This is a genomic window from Zhenhengia sp. (assembly GCF_046966505.1).
GTDB lineage: Bacteria > Bacillota > Clostridia > Lachnospirales > Cellulosilyticaceae > Zhenhengia > Zhenhengia yiwuensis.
Genome location: NZ_JBKVCH010000005.1, coordinates 177054 through 196970 on the forward strand (window position 1 = coordinate 177054; position 19917 = coordinate 196970).

At 35.0% G+C, this 19917-nt stretch carries 20 protein-coding genes; 7 read left to right on the forward strand and 13 right to left on the reverse strand.

The genetic code is table 11. The annotated features are described in order from the left end of the window. Window position 1: 1 nt before the first annotated feature. The 5 genes from ACLTBU_RS08005 to ACLTBU_RS08025 all read right to left on the reverse strand — a co-directional run bounded on the left by ACLTBU_RS08005 (window position 2) and on the right by ACLTBU_RS08025 (window position 3428). Window positions 2-1189: an ROK family protein gene (locus ACLTBU_RS08005; protein ID WP_177672293.1), complete on the reverse strand. Its 1188-nt coding sequence runs from the start codon at window positions 1187-1189 to the stop codon at window positions 2-4. Between the two features lie 104 nt (window positions 1190-1293). Beyond that, window positions 1294-2067 carry a GNAT family N-acetyltransferase gene (locus tag ACLTBU_RS08010; protein ID WP_412218482.1) on the reverse strand — a complete coding sequence of 258 codons (774 nt, stop codon included), beginning with the start codon at window positions 2065-2067 and terminating at the stop codon, window positions 1294-1296. A 77-nt stretch (window positions 2068-2144) separates the two neighbouring features. Further along, entirely contained in the window at window positions 2145-2300 is a 156-nt protein-coding gene (locus tag ACLTBU_RS08015; RefSeq protein ID WP_249332709.1) for a hypothetical protein, read from the reverse strand. A gap of 150 nt (window positions 2301-2450) precedes the next feature. Beyond that, a complete protein-coding gene (locus ACLTBU_RS08020; protein ID WP_249332708.1) occupies window positions 2451-2732 on the reverse strand; it encodes a hypothetical protein in 282 nt (93 codons plus the stop codon). 123 nt (window positions 2733-2855) lie between these two features. Further along, the gene (locus ACLTBU_RS08025) at window positions 2856-3428 is read right to left on the reverse strand and encodes a shikimate kinase (protein ID WP_412218485.1); all 573 of its coding nucleotides are present in this window, start codon (window positions 3426-3428) and stop codon (window positions 2856-2858) included. Between the two features lie 121 nt (window positions 3429-3549). On the opposite strand from ACLTBU_RS08025, the gene eutJ reads away from it, so the two are divergent. Then, window positions 3550-4392, forward strand: a complete 843-nt coding sequence (eutJ, locus tag ACLTBU_RS08030; protein ID WP_412218486.1) for an ethanolamine utilization protein EutJ — start codon at window positions 3550-3552, stop codon at window positions 4390-4392. A gap of 237 nt (window positions 4393-4629) precedes the next feature. Next, window positions 4630-5949 (forward strand): MATE family efflux transporter, encoded by a 1320-nt coding sequence (locus tag ACLTBU_RS08035; RefSeq protein ID WP_412218488.1) that lies wholly within the window; start codon window positions 4630-4632, stop codon window positions 5947-5949. A gap of 33 nt (window positions 5950-5982) precedes the next feature. Here ACLTBU_RS08035 and ACLTBU_RS08040 read toward each other — a convergent pair whose 3' ends face one another. Further along, window positions 5983-6798, reverse strand: a complete 816-nt coding sequence (locus ACLTBU_RS08040) for an AraC family transcriptional regulator (RefSeq protein ID WP_249332704.1) — start codon at window positions 6796-6798, stop codon at window positions 5983-5985. Window positions 6799-6922: 124 nt separating this feature from the next. Between ACLTBU_RS08040 and ACLTBU_RS08045 the strand changes: the two genes are divergently transcribed. Further along, window positions 6923-8782, forward strand: coding sequence for a glycoside hydrolase family 20 zincin-like fold domain-containing protein (locus ACLTBU_RS08045; protein WP_249332703.1), 1860 nt, complete (start codon window positions 6923-6925; stop codon window positions 8780-8782). Between the two features lie 292 nt (window positions 8783-9074). Here the strand turns inward: ACLTBU_RS08045 and ACLTBU_RS08050 are convergent, their stop codons facing one another. Then, window positions 9075-9896 (reverse strand): nitroreductase family protein, encoded by an 822-nt coding sequence (locus ACLTBU_RS08050; RefSeq protein ID WP_249332702.1) that lies wholly within the window; start codon window positions 9894-9896, stop codon window positions 9075-9077. A gap of 20 nt (window positions 9897-9916) precedes the next feature. After that, window positions 9917-10738, reverse strand: coding sequence for a nitroreductase family protein (locus ACLTBU_RS08055; RefSeq protein ID WP_249332701.1), 822 nt, complete (start codon window positions 10736-10738; stop codon window positions 9917-9919). A 192-nt stretch (window positions 10739-10930) separates the two neighbouring features. Between ACLTBU_RS08055 and ACLTBU_RS08060 the strand changes: the two genes are divergently transcribed. Further along, window positions 10931-11809 (forward strand): LysR family transcriptional regulator, encoded by an 879-nt coding sequence (locus ACLTBU_RS08060; protein WP_412218489.1) that lies wholly within the window; start codon window positions 10931-10933, stop codon window positions 11807-11809. A gap of 125 nt (window positions 11810-11934) precedes the next feature. On the opposite strand, the gene ACLTBU_RS08065 is transcribed toward ACLTBU_RS08060, so the two are convergent. Beyond that, entirely contained in the window at window positions 11935-12237 is a 303-nt protein-coding gene (locus tag ACLTBU_RS08065; RefSeq protein WP_249332698.1) for a hypothetical protein, read from the reverse strand. 180 nt (window positions 12238-12417) lie between these two features. On the opposite strand from ACLTBU_RS08065, the gene ACLTBU_RS08070 reads away from it, so the two are divergent. Further along, a complete protein-coding gene (locus ACLTBU_RS08070; protein WP_177668414.1) occupies window positions 12418-13200 on the forward strand; it encodes an alkaline phosphatase family protein in 783 nt (260 codons plus the stop codon). 54 nt (window positions 13201-13254) lie between these two features. Here the strand turns inward: ACLTBU_RS08070 and ACLTBU_RS08075 are convergent, their stop codons facing one another. After that, window positions 13255-13779 carry an FUSC family protein gene (locus tag ACLTBU_RS08075; protein ID WP_177668413.1) on the reverse strand — a complete coding sequence of 175 codons (525 nt, stop codon included), beginning with the start codon at window positions 13777-13779 and terminating at the stop codon, window positions 13255-13257. A 247-nt stretch (window positions 13780-14026) separates the two neighbouring features. On the opposite strand from ACLTBU_RS08075, the gene ACLTBU_RS08080 reads away from it, so the two are divergent. After that, on the forward strand, window positions 14027-14464 hold the full coding sequence (locus ACLTBU_RS08080; protein WP_177668412.1) for a GatB/YqeY domain-containing protein: 438 nt from the start codon (window positions 14027-14029) through the stop codon (window positions 14462-14464). A gap of 56 nt (window positions 14465-14520) precedes the next feature. Here the strand turns inward: ACLTBU_RS08080 and ACLTBU_RS08085 are convergent, their stop codons facing one another. The 3 genes from ACLTBU_RS08085 to ACLTBU_RS08095 all read right to left on the reverse strand — a co-directional run bounded on the left by ACLTBU_RS08085 (window position 14521) and on the right by ACLTBU_RS08095 (window position 18748). Next, window positions 14521-14718, reverse strand: a complete 198-nt coding sequence (locus tag ACLTBU_RS08085; RefSeq protein ID WP_337530126.1) for a hypothetical protein — start codon at window positions 14716-14718, stop codon at window positions 14521-14523. A gap of 82 nt (window positions 14719-14800) precedes the next feature. After that, window positions 14801-17059 (reverse strand): InlB B-repeat-containing protein, encoded by a 2259-nt coding sequence (locus ACLTBU_RS08090; RefSeq protein ID WP_412218492.1) that lies wholly within the window; start codon window positions 17057-17059, stop codon window positions 14801-14803. A gap of 213 nt (window positions 17060-17272) precedes the next feature. Then, a complete protein-coding gene (locus ACLTBU_RS08095) occupies window positions 17273-18748 on the reverse strand; it encodes a protein adenylyltransferase SelO (protein WP_412218494.1) in 1476 nt (491 codons plus the stop codon). A gap of 224 nt (window positions 18749-18972) precedes the next feature. Here ACLTBU_RS08095 and ACLTBU_RS08100 point away from each other — a divergent pair, with 224 nt between their 5' ends. Further along, complete coding sequence (locus ACLTBU_RS08100) at window positions 18973-19896, forward strand: DUF362 domain-containing protein (RefSeq protein ID WP_412218495.1); 924 nt, start codon at window positions 18973-18975, stop codon at window positions 19894-19896. The last annotated feature ends 21 nt before the right edge of the window (window positions 19897-19917 follow it).

The following is a 19917-nucleotide window of genomic DNA, read 5'->3' on the forward strand; positions in this document are numbered from 1 at the left end:
TTTATTCATTGATAAAGTAAGTATAGATTATTCTTGCACTTGCCCCTACAGCACCATTATTAGGTTCATAAGGGAGCACTTCTATATTTTCGAAGTAATTATTGCCCATAAAGTTCAAATCCTTTTCAATATAGGTTTGAAATTCTTTTAAAATCTCTTGATTACCTAAAAGCTGTCCGTGCAAAAAGATTTTAGTAGGATTCATTACAATCGATAAATTCGAAACCGTCATACTTAAATATTTTAAAGCTTTTGAGATATAACCTCTTATAATTTCATCGCCTAGATTATATGCACTTATAAGCTTCTCAATGGTTACATCCTCTTCTTCTTTTACTAAACTGTTTAGGATTAATGAGCTTTTATTTTTTACAAGTAACTTCCCGGCTTTAATAAGCCATCGTTCACTTGCATAAGTCTGTAAACAACCACACTTTCCACATTCACAAAGCTTCCCATCAACTTCTACAATAGTATGGCCTATCTCTCCAGATATATAATTCTCTTGTTCAAATAACTCCCCATTAATAACATTTGCACAATACATCCCCATTCCTATATGGAAAAATGAAAAATGTTCTGGTGTCTGCAATGGACGAAATAAATACTCCCCAAACGCCTTGCATCTTACATTATTCTCCATAATAATAGGTACATCAAACTTTTCCTTTATACGCTCAGGATTAAAAGATTCCCATACTTTCGAATCGGTAATAAGTTCTTTTTTATTACGACTAATTTTGCCCGGTACACCTATACCAATCCCTATAAGTTTACCTAAAATTCCTTCATTGTGCTGAATGAGCTTTTCCACCTCTTCAAGAATAAAAGCAGTAATATTGTTAACCTCTTTATAAGTAGTTAAAACAATTTTTTGATCTATAATGTGCCCTCTTAAATTGGTTATACAAAACGCAATATTTTTTTCATTAAACTCAATGCCAATTGCATAGGCATAATCCGCATTTAAATCAATAAGCTGCCTTTTTCGCCCTGGTGTATTATCACTTACTTGTTCCGCTTCACCTAAGTTTACAATAATCCCCTCATTCACTAGGGCCATAGTAGTTGTCGTTACTGTAGCAGGCGTAATATCTGTCTGTTCTGCTATAGTTGCTCTCGATACAGGAGCATTTCTAAAGATATACTCTAATATCCTGGTACGATTTGATTTTTTTATAGGATTCATCTATTCACCTTTTCTATTCTAGGTCATAATTATTTATAATAATTAATTATATCATATAATGATTTTATATGTTATAAAAACTGCCCATAACCTCTTTGGGCTATCTACAGCTTCTCATTAATAATATATGTATCATAAGGTCTTTCTAATTGATAACCTAATTTTTGAGCTACGCCTACAGACGCTAAGTTAGCCGCATCGTAACTAGGATAAATCCCCCCTTCTAGGCACTCTAATACAAGAGCAGCAGTAGCTACTGTTGCTAATCCTTTTCTCCTGTGGCTAGGATGTGTATCTACCTCTATTTCTAGTCCCCCATTATAAATACTATAGCTAGAGGCCCCGCATACTACTTGCCCCTTATATAAAATGCAGTAACCTCTTCCTCGTTTTTCAAAGTCTTCCAATGAGTCAAACTGAGCAGTAAAATCCTCCGATAGCGCATGAAGTGAAGCATTCTTTAAAATATCTCCCTCCATCCTTTTTAGCTCATATTCTTCTACAAGACCACCTATCAATATCTTTAAACGTTCACACTTTAAATATTTAGGATCTTGTTTAAAGGCATAACGTGTTACTTTAACCACGCGTTCTTTATAAAGCGCCTCTATTTGAACCTTCCACTGTTCATTTTGGGCAATGACCAACTTGCCTAAAGGTATACATTCTAACAATTTCCTAGCAGCTTCGCTTTTTACATCACCTGCTAAAAATACAAAATCACCGACTACAATTTGTGCTACTGTAGGATCATCTAAATCATCTGCTCTAGCAATACCCATATGTCCTTCTAAACAGGAACGAATCATTGTATCATGCATCTGTGCAAATAAAGGTGTTAATCTTTCCCTATTATTTCTATCTACTTCATAAAGCATATATTGCCCTCTCCTAAACTTTAATTTATTTTACAATTTCACTATAAAAGGTCTAGGCTACTACACCTAGACCTTTCTTAATCTCTCTCTGAAACCATCATACCTACTCCCGAAATGGCTAAACACACTAAACCACATACTGTTACATAAGGTAACGCTAAAAAGTAACCTATTAAACTTCCAATCAAAGTTCCACCTGTGACAAAACGCATTATTTTCTTTTCAGAACTCATGCTCTTCCCCCCTATTTGATTTGACTTCGTTACTTTTCTAAAAAATCTTATACTTTATTCTATCAAACAGGAGGGTTGTTTGATACTTTTCTACAAGGAATTACAATGAGGTTTTTCTATAGGCTATCAAAGTTTTTATAATGGTTCTACTTACCATCTATTAGGATTAGTCAGACGTACTACTTCTTCTCCTAGCTCTCCTAGTTCATCTTTATACTGTGCATAACGTATTCTTGTTTCAGATTCCTTTGGCAAATGTTCTATGCAAAGTTGTAAACAGTCTATCGTCTGCTGTAAGTACTGAAAAATACGATCTGATTCAATGATTTCACTCTCTTTGGCATGTCTAAGCTTATCAATATGTAGCAAGGTACGCTTTTTTGCATCCTGATACACTGTATCTAATTTTGATGTATAATTTTTAGGTTCCATATAACACCTACTTTCTAAGAGATTTAAGTCTCTAGGCTTATTGTATCATATTTTTACGGGATAATCCCCTCTCAATGAATAAAGTATGACCGTTTCTTTTTTCTCCCTGCTTATAAAATCCATTTAATAAAGCTGTCTTTTTATTTGATCTACCACCTGCTGTACAGTTTTACCTTTAGTATCTACTATATATTTAGCTAATCGAATATTACAGTTACTTTCAATATAAAGGCGATTAATAATGTTATAAAACTCACTACTAATGCCATATGGCAACCTATGACGTCTACTTAATGCCTGTATGCTTTCCTCCTTATCACCACAGTAACGTAACATATATACATACTGATAAGGTCTAAGAAGGATCATCATTTTATCTTTATGCGCTTTTATATCGTACACAGAATGTCCTGCACCAAAATCAAATATCCCCATAGGATACTGATTAAGAATTTGTTCAATATACATAAGTTCAAAAGGATTCATATACTGATAATAAGCTAAAGCTTCGTTATTTTTTTGCAGTTGCCTAACGTACTTCTTATTATATCCGGACATTTGGGCATAATATTTATGCCTCATACCATCACAATCAATGTAGGGTAATCCAAGTTGCTTTGCTAATTTTTTTGAAATCGTTGTCTTACCTACTCCCATAGGCCCTATAAGAATAATACATTGTTTTTTGTTATCCATTAGGCTCCCTCCTCTTCTTTATCTATATGAATAACTGCTCTGCCCCTATACATATACTCGCCTATTTTCTAAACTAAAATAAAGACACAAGCTAGAAATCTAAAGATGAGGAATTAAAACTATGTATGATGAACAAGCTGTTAAATCACAAATTGAACAAGTAGAAAAAAGTTTAAAACAAACCCACTATACGCCTGGTGAAAAATTAAAAGTAGGTATAGACCTAGGTACTGCCTATATTGGCATAGTCGTCTTAAATGAACAAGATGCCCCTGTAGCTTCTGAGCTTCAAGAAGCTCATGTTCTTAAAGACGGAATTATCGTAGATTATGTAGGTGCTCTGCAGATTGTTAAACAACTTAAGGAGAAACTTGAGAAAAGATTAGGCGTTACACTACTTAAAGCTTCTATTGCTATGCCTCCTGGTACAGAATCTAGCATTAAGACCCACTCTCATGTTATAGAAGGCGCCGAAATGGAGGTGAGCCATATCCTAGATGAACCTACTGCTGCAAATAATGTACTCCATATTTCAGAAGGTGTGGTTGTAGACATTGGTGGTGGCACTACGGGACTTTCTATTTTTAAAGAAGGTAAAGTAGTCTATGTGGCAGATGAACCAACAGGCGGAACCCACCTCACCTTAGTCTTAGCAGGTAGCCATCACCTCTCCGTTGAAGAGGCTGAATCCTTCAAAAAAAATCCCATCCATCAAAGTGAAGTACTTGGCAGTGTAAAAGCTGTTATTGAAAAAATGGCTACTATTGTTAAAAATCACATTAAAGGTTATACAGTCGATACCATTTATTTATGTGGCGGTACTTGCTGCCTCCAAGGTATGGAAAAAGTATTTGAAAAAACAGTAGGTATTAAAACGATTAAACCGAGCAACCCTCTCCTGATTACACCTACCGGCATTGCTATGAGCTGTGAACCCTTTCTACCAAGTAAAGCTCATTATTAAAAATAAGGTTCAGGCCCAAAAGCCTAAACCTTATTTTTAATTTCCTAAGATTTTCTCAATATTCTTCCAAAGAAAGACTGTTTTTTGGAGTTTTCCTTGCCCTCTGGGTAATCAAACTTTTTGACGTATAGAATTCCATGTTAATGTATTCAAATTTATTAATTTTTTATAGAAGTAAAATTTAAATTGCACTATAATAGGTCTGTATAACTTTTATAAATTTTAGAGGAGTCTATTATGCAAAGTTCTTGTTCACTCAAAAAAAATATTTGGAAAAACTATGTGAGCTATCTTATCCCTACAGTAATCGGGATGGTTACCTATAGCCTCTACTGCCTAGCTGATGTATTATTTGTTTCTCTTGGTGTAGGGAGTAATGGCCTGGCAGCTTTAAATATCTCACTTCCCATCTTTACAATTTACTCTGCTCTTGCACTTCTTATTGGTGTAGGAACTTCTATTACGATAGGTGTGTGCAAAGGTCAAGGCCTTCATGAGGCCTCTAACAAACTACTTACTATGGCACTTTTAACCATTGCTCTTTTAGGCAGCTTCTTTACACTCATTAGCGTTCTCTTTACTGAGCAACTTGCACTTATTTTAGGTGCTGATCCTATTATCTTAAAAGAAGTAATCGCTTATTTAAAACCGGTTTCATGGGGCGTCCTATTTTATATGCTATCAGGTGCTCTCACTGTTATTGTACGTGGAGATGGAAACCCTAATCTGGTTATGGTTGCTGGGGTAGTGGGGAATATTGTCAATATTGTTTTAGACTATGTATTCGTTATGCCTATGGGCCTTGGTACTTTTGGTGCAGGTTTAGCTACAGCTATTGGGTTTACAATCAGTATGGTCATTTTGCTCTTTCATTTTGTATTAAAGAAAAATACAGTCCATTTTACTAAATACTTTTGGGATTTAAGTCTGTATAATCGTATGCTTAAAAATGGTGTAGGGGCAAGTATTTTAGAAATTTCTACAGGCGTCACAATCTTTCTTATTAATCTTGCTTTAATGGAGGTAAGTGGTGCTACTGCTGTTGCGATCTTTAGTGTTATTTCTAACATTAGCTTTATTGCCAAAGGTCTATTTGGTGGTATGGCTCAGGCTAGCCAGCCTATTATCAGTCTAAACTATGGCCTAAAAGACTTTAAAATCGTACATATTGCCTATCAATTTGCTATGTGGGTAGCGGGAGGTAGTGGCCTCTTAGCCTTTCTCCTCCTTGCTCTATTTTCAAAACCTATTATAGAAGGTCTTGTTTCGTCAGAGCCAGCTGTCGTATCACAAGGTATGAAAGCTATTCATCTATATTTTATCGCTTTTGCTTTTACAGGTTTTAATACAGTACTTATGTATTATTTTCAATCTATAGAGCGATCCTTTTACTCAAGTGTCATGTCTTTTCTAAGAGGAATTGGTCTCATCTTTATTCTCCTTCTTATTCTGCCTAGATACTTAGGCGAAGCTGGCATATGGCTTGTATTACCTGTTACAGAAATCATTACTTTTATAATCTTTATAACCCTAAAAAAATACTTTGTAAAACTTTAACAAGAAAGTCCTCTATACTTAAGATAGAGGACTTTAACTATTTTCTTTAGATGGAAGTTTACCCATATATTTTTTATAGGTTTTACTGAAATAAGATAAGTTAGGAATCCCACACTTTTCTGCACTTTCCTTTACATTGTACTTACCAGAAGTTAATAAGTTTCGCGCATAATCACAGCGCAAAAAGTTAATATACTCTATAACGGTCTGTCCTGTAATTTCTTTAAAAATACGACACATATAGTACTTACTAAAACCTACTTGCTTACACATTTCATCAATAGTAAGCTCCTCTGTAAAATGATTTTTAATATAACCTATGGCCTTCTTAACTATTTCCATCTTATGATTCCATGTGTCTGCTATTACTGGGCTCTTAATGACACTATAATTTCGATAAAGCTGAGTAAATAATAAAAGAACCATGCCTTGAACAGCCGATTTGTAATAAGGCCTTCTAGCATCCATCTCTTCTATAATATGTTCCATATAACTCACAGATAAACTATCTTCAATAAGATTCTGCACAACTACATCTTCTATCGGCATTTGAAAACCTTCACATAATGCCTTATCTACAATTAAGCAATAATATTCTAATACAGGTGAAGTCGTATAAATAAAATGCAATTCATTAGAGTTGACTACAAGTAAGTCTCCCTCCTTTACTTCTACATGGTTACTGCCACATGTAGCAACGCCACTTCCTTTTACAAAGTAAAGTATTTCAATATTTTCATGATAATGTACAATAAATTTCTCCTGCGTACTCTCTAAAGTATCGTAGTGAAAAATAATAGGAAATTTAGGATCGTCATGACGGTGATGTTCATAAATAATAGGATTCATAGGCTACTCCTTGAGCAATATTGTGTTAATTTAAAGCAAAATGCATACTTTATTATTTATCTTATCGCTATATAATGAATCTATCAAGAACATTATTTAACTATAAAATTTTTAGGAGGACATCATGTACTTATTACCACAACCAAAACACTTTTCTTTAACAGATGGTCAGTTTATCATTAAGCCTTCTACATGTCTATTATTAGATGGCACTTGTGACTTTGATGATTTAAATGCCGCTGTTACTCTTCAAGATGAAATTAAAGCTGATTTAGGTTTTACACTTGCAATCAGTAAAAGCTTTAATGCAGCAGAGACACTACATACGATTCAGTTAGTGAAAAAAGCTGGCTATGCCAAAGAAGGTTATGAACTTATCATTACGAGTGAAGCCATTACTGTATACGCTTCTACAGGTGCTGGTATTTTCTATGGTGTACAAACACTTCGTCAAATCATTCGTCAAGCTGGCGCTTTAGTACCTGCTTTAACCATTCAAGATGAACCACATTTTGAAAATCGTGGCTTCTATCATGATGTTACACGCGGAAAAGTAGCGACGCTTGAAACACTTAAAACATTAGTGGATCGTGCAGCTTTCTATAAATTAAATCAAATTCAGCTTTATGTAGAACACAGCTTTGCTTTTGCTGGACTTAGTGAAGTTTGGGTAGATAAAGACCCTCTCACTGCTGAAGAAATTTTACTTTTAGACCAATACTGTCAAAAACGTCATGTAGAACTTGTACCATCTCTTTCTACATTTGGTCATTTCTATGAAATTTTAAAAAGCAAATCTTTCAATCATCTTTGTGAGATTGATATTACAGGTAAAAAAGACTACTCTTTTATAGACCGTATGGCACACCATACGCTTAATACACTTGAAGAAGGTAGCTTCAAGCTTGTAGAAAAAATGCTTAATGACTTTATTCCACTTTTCAGCTCTAATCAATTCAATATCTGCTGTGATGAAACATTTGACCTTGGTAAAGGCCGTAGTAAAGCTAAAGCTGACGAAGTTGGTACAGGAAGACTTTACGTGGATTTCCTTAATAAAATTATTAATTGTGTTAAAAAACACAATAAGCAAGTTATGTTCTGGGGAGATGTTATCCTTCACCATCCAGAATTATTAAATGAAATTCCTAAAGATGTAATCTGTTTAACTTGGGACTATAGTTCTGGCTGTAGTGACCATGCTGTAAGCAAAATTGCTGAAACAGGTCGTCCTCAATATGTATGTCCTGGCGTAGGTGGCTGGAACATGCTTATGAATCTTATATGGAACGCTTTCGAGAATATCCGTAGAATGACTGAGTATGGTAGAAACCATGGCGCAATCGGTGTTCTTAATACAGACTGGGGCGATTATGGACATATCAACTTATTTGGAAGTTCTATGCCAGGTATGATTTATGGCGCTCACCTTTCATGGAACCCTGTGACAGAGGAAACAGATTTTACTGATCTGTATAAAGCTATTTCTCGTATTGAATATGGCGATACTTCTGAAAAACTTGTAAGCTTACTTCATCAGCTATCAGGACGACAAGGCTGTAGCTGGTATGATGTTGTAAGGTGGAAAGAACTTCAACATAACCAACATGATGAAGTAGAAGTCCTTTCAAATCTTAATGTAGAGCGTATCCTAAAGGGTTACCAAACTGCTTTAGATGTGGAAAAAGAACTTCTTACACTCTCTTTAGGTATACGTCATAACCACTTTGATCTTCAAGAATTTATGATTTCTTCTAAATCTATTCAGCTCATAGATACTTTTGTTCTTACTTTAATTCAAGATAAAGTAGGTACACAAGAAGCTGTCCCTGCACTTTCTAAACTCGAACTTGCCGCTGCACTTGAAATTTGGTTTACTGAATATACTGCAATCTGGAGAGCACGTAACAAAGAGAGTGAGCTCTATAGAATTAGAGAAGTCATCACTTATATGTGTGGTTACCTTCGTGATACTGCTCTTTAAAAATAAGCCACTTCTCTAAATAAAAGAGACAAACAAAAAAAGAGCAATAAAACTTATTGAGATCAGATAATGCTACCTTTTTATTAGACACGGAAAAAACCGTGTCTATTTTTTATGGTGTAAAATTGCCTTCTTCAACCTACGCTAGCCATACATACATCCCGTCTCATCAAAGATTTGTTTGATAATAAGATACTCATTGAAATCTTAACTGTTATGACAGCGATATTTATAAAAAGTGAAACGGCGAATATCTAGTACTTCACACAGTAGCTTGAGTGAGTCTTTTTTCTTATATCCAGCTGACAGTTGCGTCTTGTCTAGGAACTGTTCTGTGATAGCGTACATCAGGATAGCCGATTACTAAACATGAAATGATATGCCTGCTCTCTTTAAGCCCTAGTAAATCAAGGATTTCTTTGTCGCCCTGAGCAGCATGTGTTAAAAAGCCGCTAAAGAAGGTACCAAGACCTAATGCATCTGTCATAAGTTCCATATTAGAGGAAGCTAATCCACCATTTAGAGGCGTAGGAGAAGTCACCATTATAACAAGCGGGGCATTAAAGAATAATTTATCATTTGCTACAGGGTCCTGTTTGTAAGCATTGTAGCTGTAAATCCACATATTAGCATATCTTTTAAGGTGTTCTGTCTCAGGCGTTAAGTTAGCAAGTATTGCCTCACCTTTTTTCTTTAAGCTTTCATAAGCTAATTCTCTTAGTTCGTTTAGCTTTTCAGTAATGACAATATAAGAAACATCCTGACTGTTCGTCGAAGTCTGAGTAAAGCGTCCTGCTTCAATGATTTTCTGGATTTTCTCCACTTCAACTTTTTGGCCTTTGAATCGTCTTACACTTCTTCTGAATTTGATAAAGTTTAAGAGATTATCTGCCTCTACGGCAAAGGTTTCTTTATTGTAACGAATAACCTCATTCATGTTATAGTCATTTGTTGAAACCGCATCTACAGGGCAGATAGCAATGCAGTGGCTACATTTTATACAGCCTTCATTATTAATATCTGCTTTTCCGTCTTTTAGGGAGATAACACGAGTGGGACAATCTTTAATACAGCTTTCACAAGCAACGCATGTTTCTTTATTTACTATAAACATTTTTCATATACTCCTTTGTACTATAATAATTGTGTCCAAGACATAATATAAGTAAAGTCTTTATTTTGTGGGTATTTAGAAGCATCAAGTGTTATGAATTTACCTTGAATATGATTTTGGATAGCAGTTAGGTGAAAATGACAAAGTGCAATACCTATATCAATCTTAGTGAGACCTTTGTTAGAGGCTAGGTAAAAATGTAATAAATACTCTTCTCTTACAACACGCCAAGGCTGTTTGTTTAGAGCAGAAGGCGCTATCCTTAGCATTTCGAGTGGTTCGAAGTACACATCAGATACATCTGATGCAAGGGGCGTACTGAAATTTTGATTGAAGAAGAGTTCATGATAAGGTTTGCGTTTGTTAGTATTTTCACCTATTAAAGTTGCAATGAAAGATTTTTTACCTCCTTGATAACCAATAGGAGAAACTATTGGTAAAATTTCATCTTCTTTTAAGTGCATTGCTTTTGCAAATTCCCCTTTGTTAAAAGTACCACCTAGCCATACAGTCCCTAAGCCTAAAGAAGTGCAGTATAAGATAACTTTTTCTAAGGTATATCCTAATGCAATTAATGCTTGGTCAGTATTTTCACAGGCTGCTGCTAAAAAGTAGCGCGCACCTTTAATAACACCGTAGGTTCCCAATTTGAATTCTTGGGTAGAGTTGTCCTTTGTTATGAGTTGAATTCGAATCTTTTGTCCGAAAGGATTATCTACTGTAGTTAGATAATCTTCTAGTTTTTTAAGAATATCTTGAGCAATAGGGTTGTCCGCATAGTTTCTAACAGAGTGCCTTTGCTTGATGACTTGGGTCACTGATGTACTAAATATAGAATCCATAATGATTACCTCCGATCATTTAAATTGACATATCTATAAAATAAATTTATAATTTTAAAACCTATAATTAAAAAGATAATCAGATTATATATTGTATAGAGGGATATGTCTAATTAAAATAAATCATAATTTTATAACCATAAGTTATATATAGAACTAAATTGAAAGTATCCATTAGAATAAGGAGATAAAATGAACCTACAACAACTCGAGTATTTTAAAGTAATAGCTGAAACTAGAAATTTTACACTCGCTTCTAATCAATTGTTGGTCACTCAGCCAGCACTTAGCAAAGCGATTGCAAAACTAGAAGAGGAACTGGAAGTTTCCCTTTTTGAAAGAGAAGGAAGAAATATAAAACTAAGTGTATTTGGAGAAGCATTTTTAAAATATGCTGATTCTGCTTTAATGGAAATTCAAAGAGGTAAAGAAAAGCTTCGGGATATGAAAAGAAGTAGTGATATGGAGATTGCCATTGCATCGACTTATTGTATTGGGGCAACCTTTATTCCATTTTTAATCAGTAACTTCTTTCATAACCATTTACAAGTTAAGTTTAATATTAATAATCAGTCTACAGAAGAGATTTTAAAGGACTTAAAGTATGGTAAAATGGATTTCGGATTTTTTGATTACGTAGAAGAGTTGAAGGCTTATCCTGAAATAGAGACGGTTCTTGTAAAGAAGGAGGAGTATGTGTTAATTGTTCCGAAACATCATCCTTTGGCCAGTCAAGAAGAAATTGCTTTAAAGGATTTAAAAGACGAAAACTTTATTGTATACAAAGGTAAATCATATGACCAGCAGATTTCTTATGCGGAATTTATAGGTTATACTCCCAAAATATTTGCTGAACCTAATGAAGCCAGTGTACTTGCAGGACTAGTAGCAGCTGGAGCAGGCATAGCCATTATTTTAAATACACCCCTTATTAATACAAATAAAATCTCTGTAATTAAAATCAAGGATAATATTGGATATAAGCATATTTATATGGGATGGAATAAAGAGCTATCTTCTTCGGAGATTAAAAAGGACTTTAAGGCGTATGTCATGTCCTTAGAAAAATAGTAATACAAGGAGAAGATAGCGAAAAATCTTTTTAAATAAAGGAGTGAGCCTATTTTAGAACGAAGGATAAGGCTACTTTTTTATTATGTGCTCACTAAAAGGGTATTTCGTCTTATCTCTCTTTTTTAACGTAATGTATTGCGCATTTGATCAAATACTGTACTTTCAAAAATAGTATTAATAATCGCTAAAGTAAGCCCTAATAAGAAAGTCAGGATCAGGCTATTCATATTGATTCGTACACCTAATAAAAATACACTGACTAAGGCAAGCATTAAAGCCCCACACTGCCATACTCTCTTCTTAGATAAATATCTTGTTTTAGCTTGAATTTTCTCAAAAGGCTCAAGCTTGCTTTGATTAAGCTTTTCAAATAAAAACTCAAAAGCTAAATCTGAAACTATAATAAGGATTAGACTAATTAACATGGTTTCTCTCCTTTATTTTTTAAATTAAAATCTTAAAAATTACTTTTATTCTACTGCTTGAATATGTAGATAAGTTGAACTTTTAAATAATCCATGTATTTGATAAAATTGTCCATTGTTCGTTTTTTAAACCTGTGTTAAGCTAAGAAAAACTTTGTATAAAAGGAGGATATTTATAACATGAGTTCAAAAGTTATCTTAATTCTCGTAGACGGTATGCGCCCTGATGGCATTCTTGAATGTGGCCATCCTTATCTTTCTGCATTACGTCAAAAGAGCAGTTATTCATTTTCAGCTTCTACCATTATGCCTTCTGTAACATTACCTTGTCACACTTCTCTTTTCTTCAGTGTGAATGCGGACAGACATGGTATTACCACGAATACATGGATGCCCCCTGTACGCCCTATAGAAGGGATTTGTGAAATAGTGAGTAAATTTGGCAAAAAAGCTGCAATGGTTTACAACTGGGAGGAACTTCGCGACTTAAGCCGTCCTGGTAGTTTAGCTTTCTCACATTATGAACGTATTCCTCATGACCACCAAACAGCTTTAGAAAACGAGCAAATTATGACAGATCTTACGCTTTCCTATATTAAGAAAGAAAATCCAGATTTTCTATTCCTCTATTTAGGTTATGTGGATGCAGCTGGCCATAACTTTGGTTGGATGACACCAAACTACTTTGAGGCCGTTGCTAATGCTTCTTCTTGTATTGAAAAACTTGTAACGAGTCTTCCAGAAGGCTATGAAGTCATTATTACAGCTGATCATGGAGGACATGACCGTGGACATGGCGCAGACATTCCAGAAGATATGACGATTCCAATCATTGGACATGGCCCTTCTTTTACGGAGGCTCATGAGTTTTCATCAGCAAATATTAAAGACATTGCACCAACGATAACACACCTTTTAGGTCTTCCAAATGCACCTGAATGGGAAGGTAAATGTCTTATTTAATAAAAAAACAATCCCTCCTCTTTCTACGAGTGGATTGTTTTTTTATGCCTATACTTATAAACATTCTTCAATATCTATTTCTGCTTCTTTCTCTACTCCCTTTTCATAAGGACATACATAAAGATTAACGCCTAAACCTACTAAGGCACCATATAAAGTATAAAGTGTACGCTTCAGCCCATAGAAAAGTGGCATTTGAATGTTTGTTGTTGTACATAAAATGGCACATAATACAATACATCCTGGAAAAATAGCCATAGGCTTTTTAAAATAGATAGCTACTTGAATCAGCAAGAAAATACTTAAGCACGTTGCAATAGTCTGTACATAAGCATTATAAGGTAAAAAACTTAAAGCTAATAAAACAATATTGGAGATAATACTTCCATAAGCTGTCCCCCATACACGGTTTTTAGCATTCTGCACAGAACCATCTTTATCTCCTTGAATGACGAAAATCGCTGCAATACAAGCAAAGAATGGATCCGGTACCCCCATATAGGCAAGCGAAATAATGCAGATGCCTACTGCAAGTAATGTTTTAACCGTTCTCATCCCTATTTTAAGTTGTGTTCCCATTATTCGACCTCTATTGATTTTATATTCTTGTTCACTCGAATATTATTATAATATAGTTTTTAAGAAAGTAAATTAGGCTATATAGAGAAAACTTATACCAAAACCTTGCTCTTCTTATGCAATATTCTTATGTGCCTTCCTTTCATTCATCAGTTTTTAAAGAAGTCTTTCTGTATATTTTCCTATAAATTATGTTATAATTTAACCATCTATTAAAAATTATATTTTTTGAGGAGGATAAGGAACTATGCTATTAGAAAAATTAAATGATGCTGTCAAAGATGCTATGCGAAATAAAGATGCCGTTACAAGAGATACACTTCGTGGTGTTGTTGCTGATATTAAATTAGCTGCTAAAGAATCTAAACATGATTTAGACGAAGCTGAAGAACTTGCTATCCTTAACAAACATGTTAAACAAGTTAAAGAATCTATTGAAGCTTATACTGCTGGTAATCGCTCTGACCTTGCTGATGAAGAACAAGCTAAGTTAAATGCACTTGCTGGATTCCTTCCAAAACAAATGACAGAAGAAGAAGTAAGAAGTCTTGTAGAAAAAACGATTGCTGAGCAAGGATTAGATACTTCAAACAAAGGTCTTCTTATGAAGAACTTAATGCCACTCTTTAAAGGCAAAGCAGATGGCAAAATGGTGAATGAAATCATTGCAAGCTTTGTAAAATAATCTATTCATTAAAAAAGAGGATACTGCATAAACAAATTGTTATGCAGCATCCTCTTTTATTCATGTTTATGATTCCTATTTTGCTTATCGTCTTCTGTAGCCATCTTCCATCCCATATACGCTACAAGCCCAGTACCCATGTTATCTGTTACTGCATTTTCTATACCCCCAATATTCTGGATAGGAGACATAGCTGCTAGTGGTATAGGAATAAGTGGTTCTTCTTCAGACTGTTTATAAGGTTTATTATCCATAATACGTTCCTTTACCTATGGTGAAAGACTTAAACTTAATGTTCTCCTCTTATTATGAACTCCTTTACCTCTTCTTATTCCTTTATTTATTTAAAGCCTTATCTAACCTTTGTAAGATTGTCATCATTTCAGCCCTTGTTACAGGTTTAGTTGGTTCCATAGTATAAGATGTTGTACCTTCTAAAAGTCCTGTTCGAATACAATAATTAATCCCATCTTGATAATCTGAATAATACGTATCCGTAAAGGCTACTAAAGGTTTTGTTTTTTTCAGCTGGCCATCTGTTACTTCATAAAGTACCTGTGCAAGGAGCTCTCGAGATACATATTCATCGTCCATGCTCCCTATTGTTCTAAGTGTCTTCTCACTAAGCTTAGAACCTATGGAGGCTACGTGTTCAAATGCCCAGCTCTCTTCATCCTCTATCCATCTTTCTACAGTACTTCTTGGCTGTCTAATAGCTAATTCATTATGGGTTAAAAGTATACGATCAAGGAATGTGAAAGTATCAGCTACAGTAAGCGCTTTATTAGGTTTAAACGTATAATCTGGATAACCTGTTACAATACCACGTTTAGCCAGTTCTATAATATTCGTATAAGCCCAGTGTCTTACTGGTAAGTCTGTAAAGTAAACATCTCTTACTTTTTCAAGGTTAACAACTTTCCAGTCTAAATCTATATCTGTAATATCTTCAAATAAATCTAGATCTCTATAAACTTCTTTTAGTTGTTTTCTTGTAAAATATCCTTTAGTCAGTTCATCTAACTGTTCAAGTGTCAACTCTTCTTCTAAGGTTGTATAAGGAAGATACTCTTTAAACTGTTCTTTAATAGCTTTTTGCTGTCTAGAACTTAATCCTTCCCACTCCTCTTTAAAGTTCTTTTCTTCAGGCTCAAAGTTCGCTTTAAGCCATCTATCTTGCTTCACTGTAAAGCTATACTCTTCATTTCGGCTTACAACTTCACCATCTTCCATCCAGCTGTCAAAAACGTAACCATCCCTGGCACGTGCCTTAAGCGTTACATGTTCTCCTTTATTGTAAGTATAATCGCCTCTTACTGTGCCTGCATCAGAAGGATTTATTTTAACATGAATCGTATACTGGGGAATGTATTCTGGTTCATCCCATCTAAAGTTAGCTACTAGATTTCTATGATCTGTTACTTTAAAAGTATAAGCTCTATCTCTACTTACTTCTTTTCCATTTTCAGTCCAGTTCACAAAATCATAACGGCCTTTTCCATTTGCTGTAACAGTTGCCATATCATTTAAATAATAAATACCATCTTGTCTAACACTATTATCTCTAATCGTTCCTGCATCATAAGGATAAGTGGCTGTAGTTACTTGATATTGCTGCTTCATTTTAAGTTCACACTCTGTCTTTTTCATATCTGAAGCATGACTTACTTCTACGCTATATTTACCTATATCTTGTTGCGTAATAGAGGGAATCGTGTAAGAAGAACTTACCTCACCCTTTACACTGTTTTGATACTCTTCTTTAATGACTTTATCCTCTTTAAACCATTTAAAATGAAGTGTTTCTGCACTCTTTGCTGTGACAGTAAGTTTTTTCTGTTCTCCTAATGTTACCCATTCATCTTGCAAAGGCTTTATAATACGAATAGGATCAAATCCTTGATCTATTGTTGTATTTTGAACAGCTGTTCTATAAAGATTTGTGAGTATAAGATTTGTTCCTTTTTTAGCAATAGCACTGGTCGCATCTTCTCCTAAGTTATAGGAAAAAGTAACTATATCCTTTTGCTTAACAGGCTGTTTAAGATCATAAGTTAACTTATTACCTGTCTCATCATAAGTCATTGTATGAATCTCTTGAAGAACACCATTTACTTCAATACTCGGTCTGGGCTCTTCTATATTTTTATCCCCTACTTGTTCTATATCAGGTAGGGTTACTTGTGTACCATTTACAAAAATGTAAGGATCTTTCCACTCTTCATAAAGGATATAAGGATTTTTCTTTGTTCCTTCTCCTGTTTGAAAGATAATACGATCTGGATCAAGATAAAAGGCCGCTACCATCCCCATATATAAATCCTCTTGTTCGAGTAGTTCTTCTACATCTAGCCAAGATTTTTCTCCTTTTCTATGTTTTAATAATTCCTCCTGACAAAGTAGTAAACCTTTTTCGCTTTCATCTAGCACATACCATAAAATAGGCTTGTTCTCGTATGTTCCGTACTGAACATAATCCTTTACACTTATTTTCTGTTCAGGCGTATAAGCCTTAACAGGTAAGACATGCATGACAATGACCATCATGGATACGACGAGCATCCATATAATAGATTTTTTAGAACCTTTTTTCATACACTTTTCCCCCTTTTATTAGGCCTCTTATATAAGTAGTGTATGCCTAGCCACTTCCTTAATGGCCTCTAAAAAGGGAAATGTCACGAACTCTTAATACATTTGTTACTGGGTCTTAATAACAGATAAAGCCTTTTCATGTTTTAAGAATGTAAGATTCTTCTATAAAATGATTTCTAAAGCGTCTATTCTATATGGCTAAATACCTCTTAATTAAGTCCCACAAAATGTACGGTAAGGACAGACTGATGGGCCTGGTAAACTATTATATTTTTTCTGCTCTTCTAAGTAAGCATAGGGCTTAGAAAGCACTTTAAGTAAACGTTCCATAGGCTCATAATTTCCCTCTTTGACAGCTGCCTCTAAGGCTTCTTCTACTAGGTGGTTACGCGGAATAATAGATGGATTATGCTCTTTCATTAAAGTATAAACCTCTTCCTTCGTCTTCTGCTGCCTTGTGCGTCTTGCCTTATAAAGCTTAAACCACTCCACAAATTCAGAGGTACCTCCAAGTACTGTATCTTCTAATGTCTCTGTTGTTAAGGCAATAAAAGTTCCTGTATAGTCTGCCTTATACTGCTGCATCATACTAAGAAGCTTTTGAATCAGCTCTAAATCTTCTACCTCTTCATTAAAGAGTCCTAACTTTCTTCTCATACCGCCTAACCAATGCTTTTGATAGAGCTTACCAAATTGCCCAATGGCCTCTTCTGCTTGTTTAATGGCTCTATCCTCTTCCTCATCTATAAGTGGTAATAAAGCTTCTGCAAATCTTGCTAAATCCCAAGCAGCCATACGTGGTTGATTGCCATAGGCATAACGCCCCTCCGTATCAATGGAACTAAATACAGTTGCTAGATTATACGTATCCATAAAGGCACAAGGTCCATAGTCAATCGTTTCACCACTAATGGTCATATTGTCCGTATTCATAACACCATGAATAAAACCTACAAGTTGCCAGCTAGCTACTGTTCTTGCTTGACGGCTTATAACCCCTTCAAGAAATGCCAAATAAGGATTTTCATTATGAATAAACTCTGGATAGTGTCTTGCTATTGCATAGTCAGAAAGAGCCCTAAGTTCTTCCTTAGTCCCCCAGTTGGCTGCGTATTGGAAAGTACCTACACGCAAATGACTATCTGCTACACGCGTAAGGACAGCTCCAATTTCTTCTTCTCTTCTCCATACACTTTCTCCAGTGGTTACAACAGCTAAAGCACGTGTCGTTGGAATACCTAGGGCATACATCGCTTCACTAATGATATATTCTCTAAGCATAGGTCCTAAAGCTGCGCGTCCATCTCCTCTTCTAGAATAAGGTGTTGGCCCTGAACCTTTTAACTGAATATCCACACGTTTACCATTTGGTGTGATCTGCTCACCGAGCAATAGGGCACGTCCATCTCCTAACTTGGTAAAGTGACCAAATTGATGGCCTGCATAAGCTTGTGCTAAAGGTAACCCTCCTTCTGGAATGCTGTTACCCGCAAGTATACGGATGCCTGCTTCACTTTCTAAAGCTGCACCATTAAGTCCTAATGTTTCTGCTAATTTATGATTAAGTTTATTTAATTTTGGTGCACGTACAGGTGTTGGATTTATAAATGTAAATAATAGTTCTGGTAATGTTGCATAGCTATTTTCTAGTTTCCAGCCTATAGAATCTGCCAATGATCGTTTTTGCATAATGCCTTCCTTTCATTTTTCCTTTTAATGATAATATCTGCTTTTACTTCTTGTTTATACCTTTATAAAAGCTTTGCCATTTTTTATTTTTATAGTGTTAACCCCTCTCCCCTTATCTCTATTGTAAAGTTCTTAAATACTTATGTATATCTTTTGTGTATGAAAAAGCTTCCTTATACACATAATAGATTTGAAATCAATCTTATGGATAAAGGATGTGTATCATGAGAGTTCGAAGGCAAGTTAGCCCCATTGTAGCTATTACACAAAATGAAAATGAATCTTTGGCCATCGAAGAAGGCCTTAATCTTATTAACTTTTCCTCTATGATTCGCCAAGATGATGTAGTTGTTATTACACCGAACTGGGTAAGTCCAGCTACTCCTGAAAGTGGACGCGTAGTAGGCCCTCAAAGTTTACAAAAACTTATTCAGCTTGTTAAAGCTCATCACCCTAAACGTGTTGTAGTAGCAACAGGTCCAGGACAAGAAGATGTACAAGGTTTAATGGAACAAGTAGGATTCTTACAAGTTATAGAAGAGGAGCAAGTAGAATTCATTAACTTGAATAAAGGGCCTTTTATCAGTCTAGACATTAATCATCCTTGCCCCAGCAGACTGTGCCTCAATAAACTTTTTAATGAAATGACCTTTCTTATTTCTTTTACTCAACTCAAGATCCATGAAGAAGCTACTCTATCAGGTGCTATAAAAAACATTACTATGGGCTGGCCTGCTGGTGATGAACAAGGTTATCCTAAAAAAGACCTAGGTATTCATGATGAACTTCATGATTTTATGGCTGCCCTATTTGAAAAGTTTACGATTGATGTCTCTATAGTTAGCGCAAGCCCTGCTATGATTGGCACAGGTCCTCATAAAGGAACGGCTATTCATACGGATATGGTTCTTTGTGGTACAGACCCTGTCAGCACAGATGTAGTAGGTGCTAGACTATTAGGCTTCAAACCACAGGCTATTCATTATCTGCATAAAATTATTAAAAAAGGTCTTGGACGAAGTACCTTTGACCTACAGAACAAAACTGGCATTCAATTTAAAGGTATTCCTTTAGATCAAGCAGAAGAACATTTCAGCCAGTGTGCTTATCAAAAGAAATTTGCAATTGATTCGAATAAACCCGTCTAAAATAGATTCATTTCCTTGTAA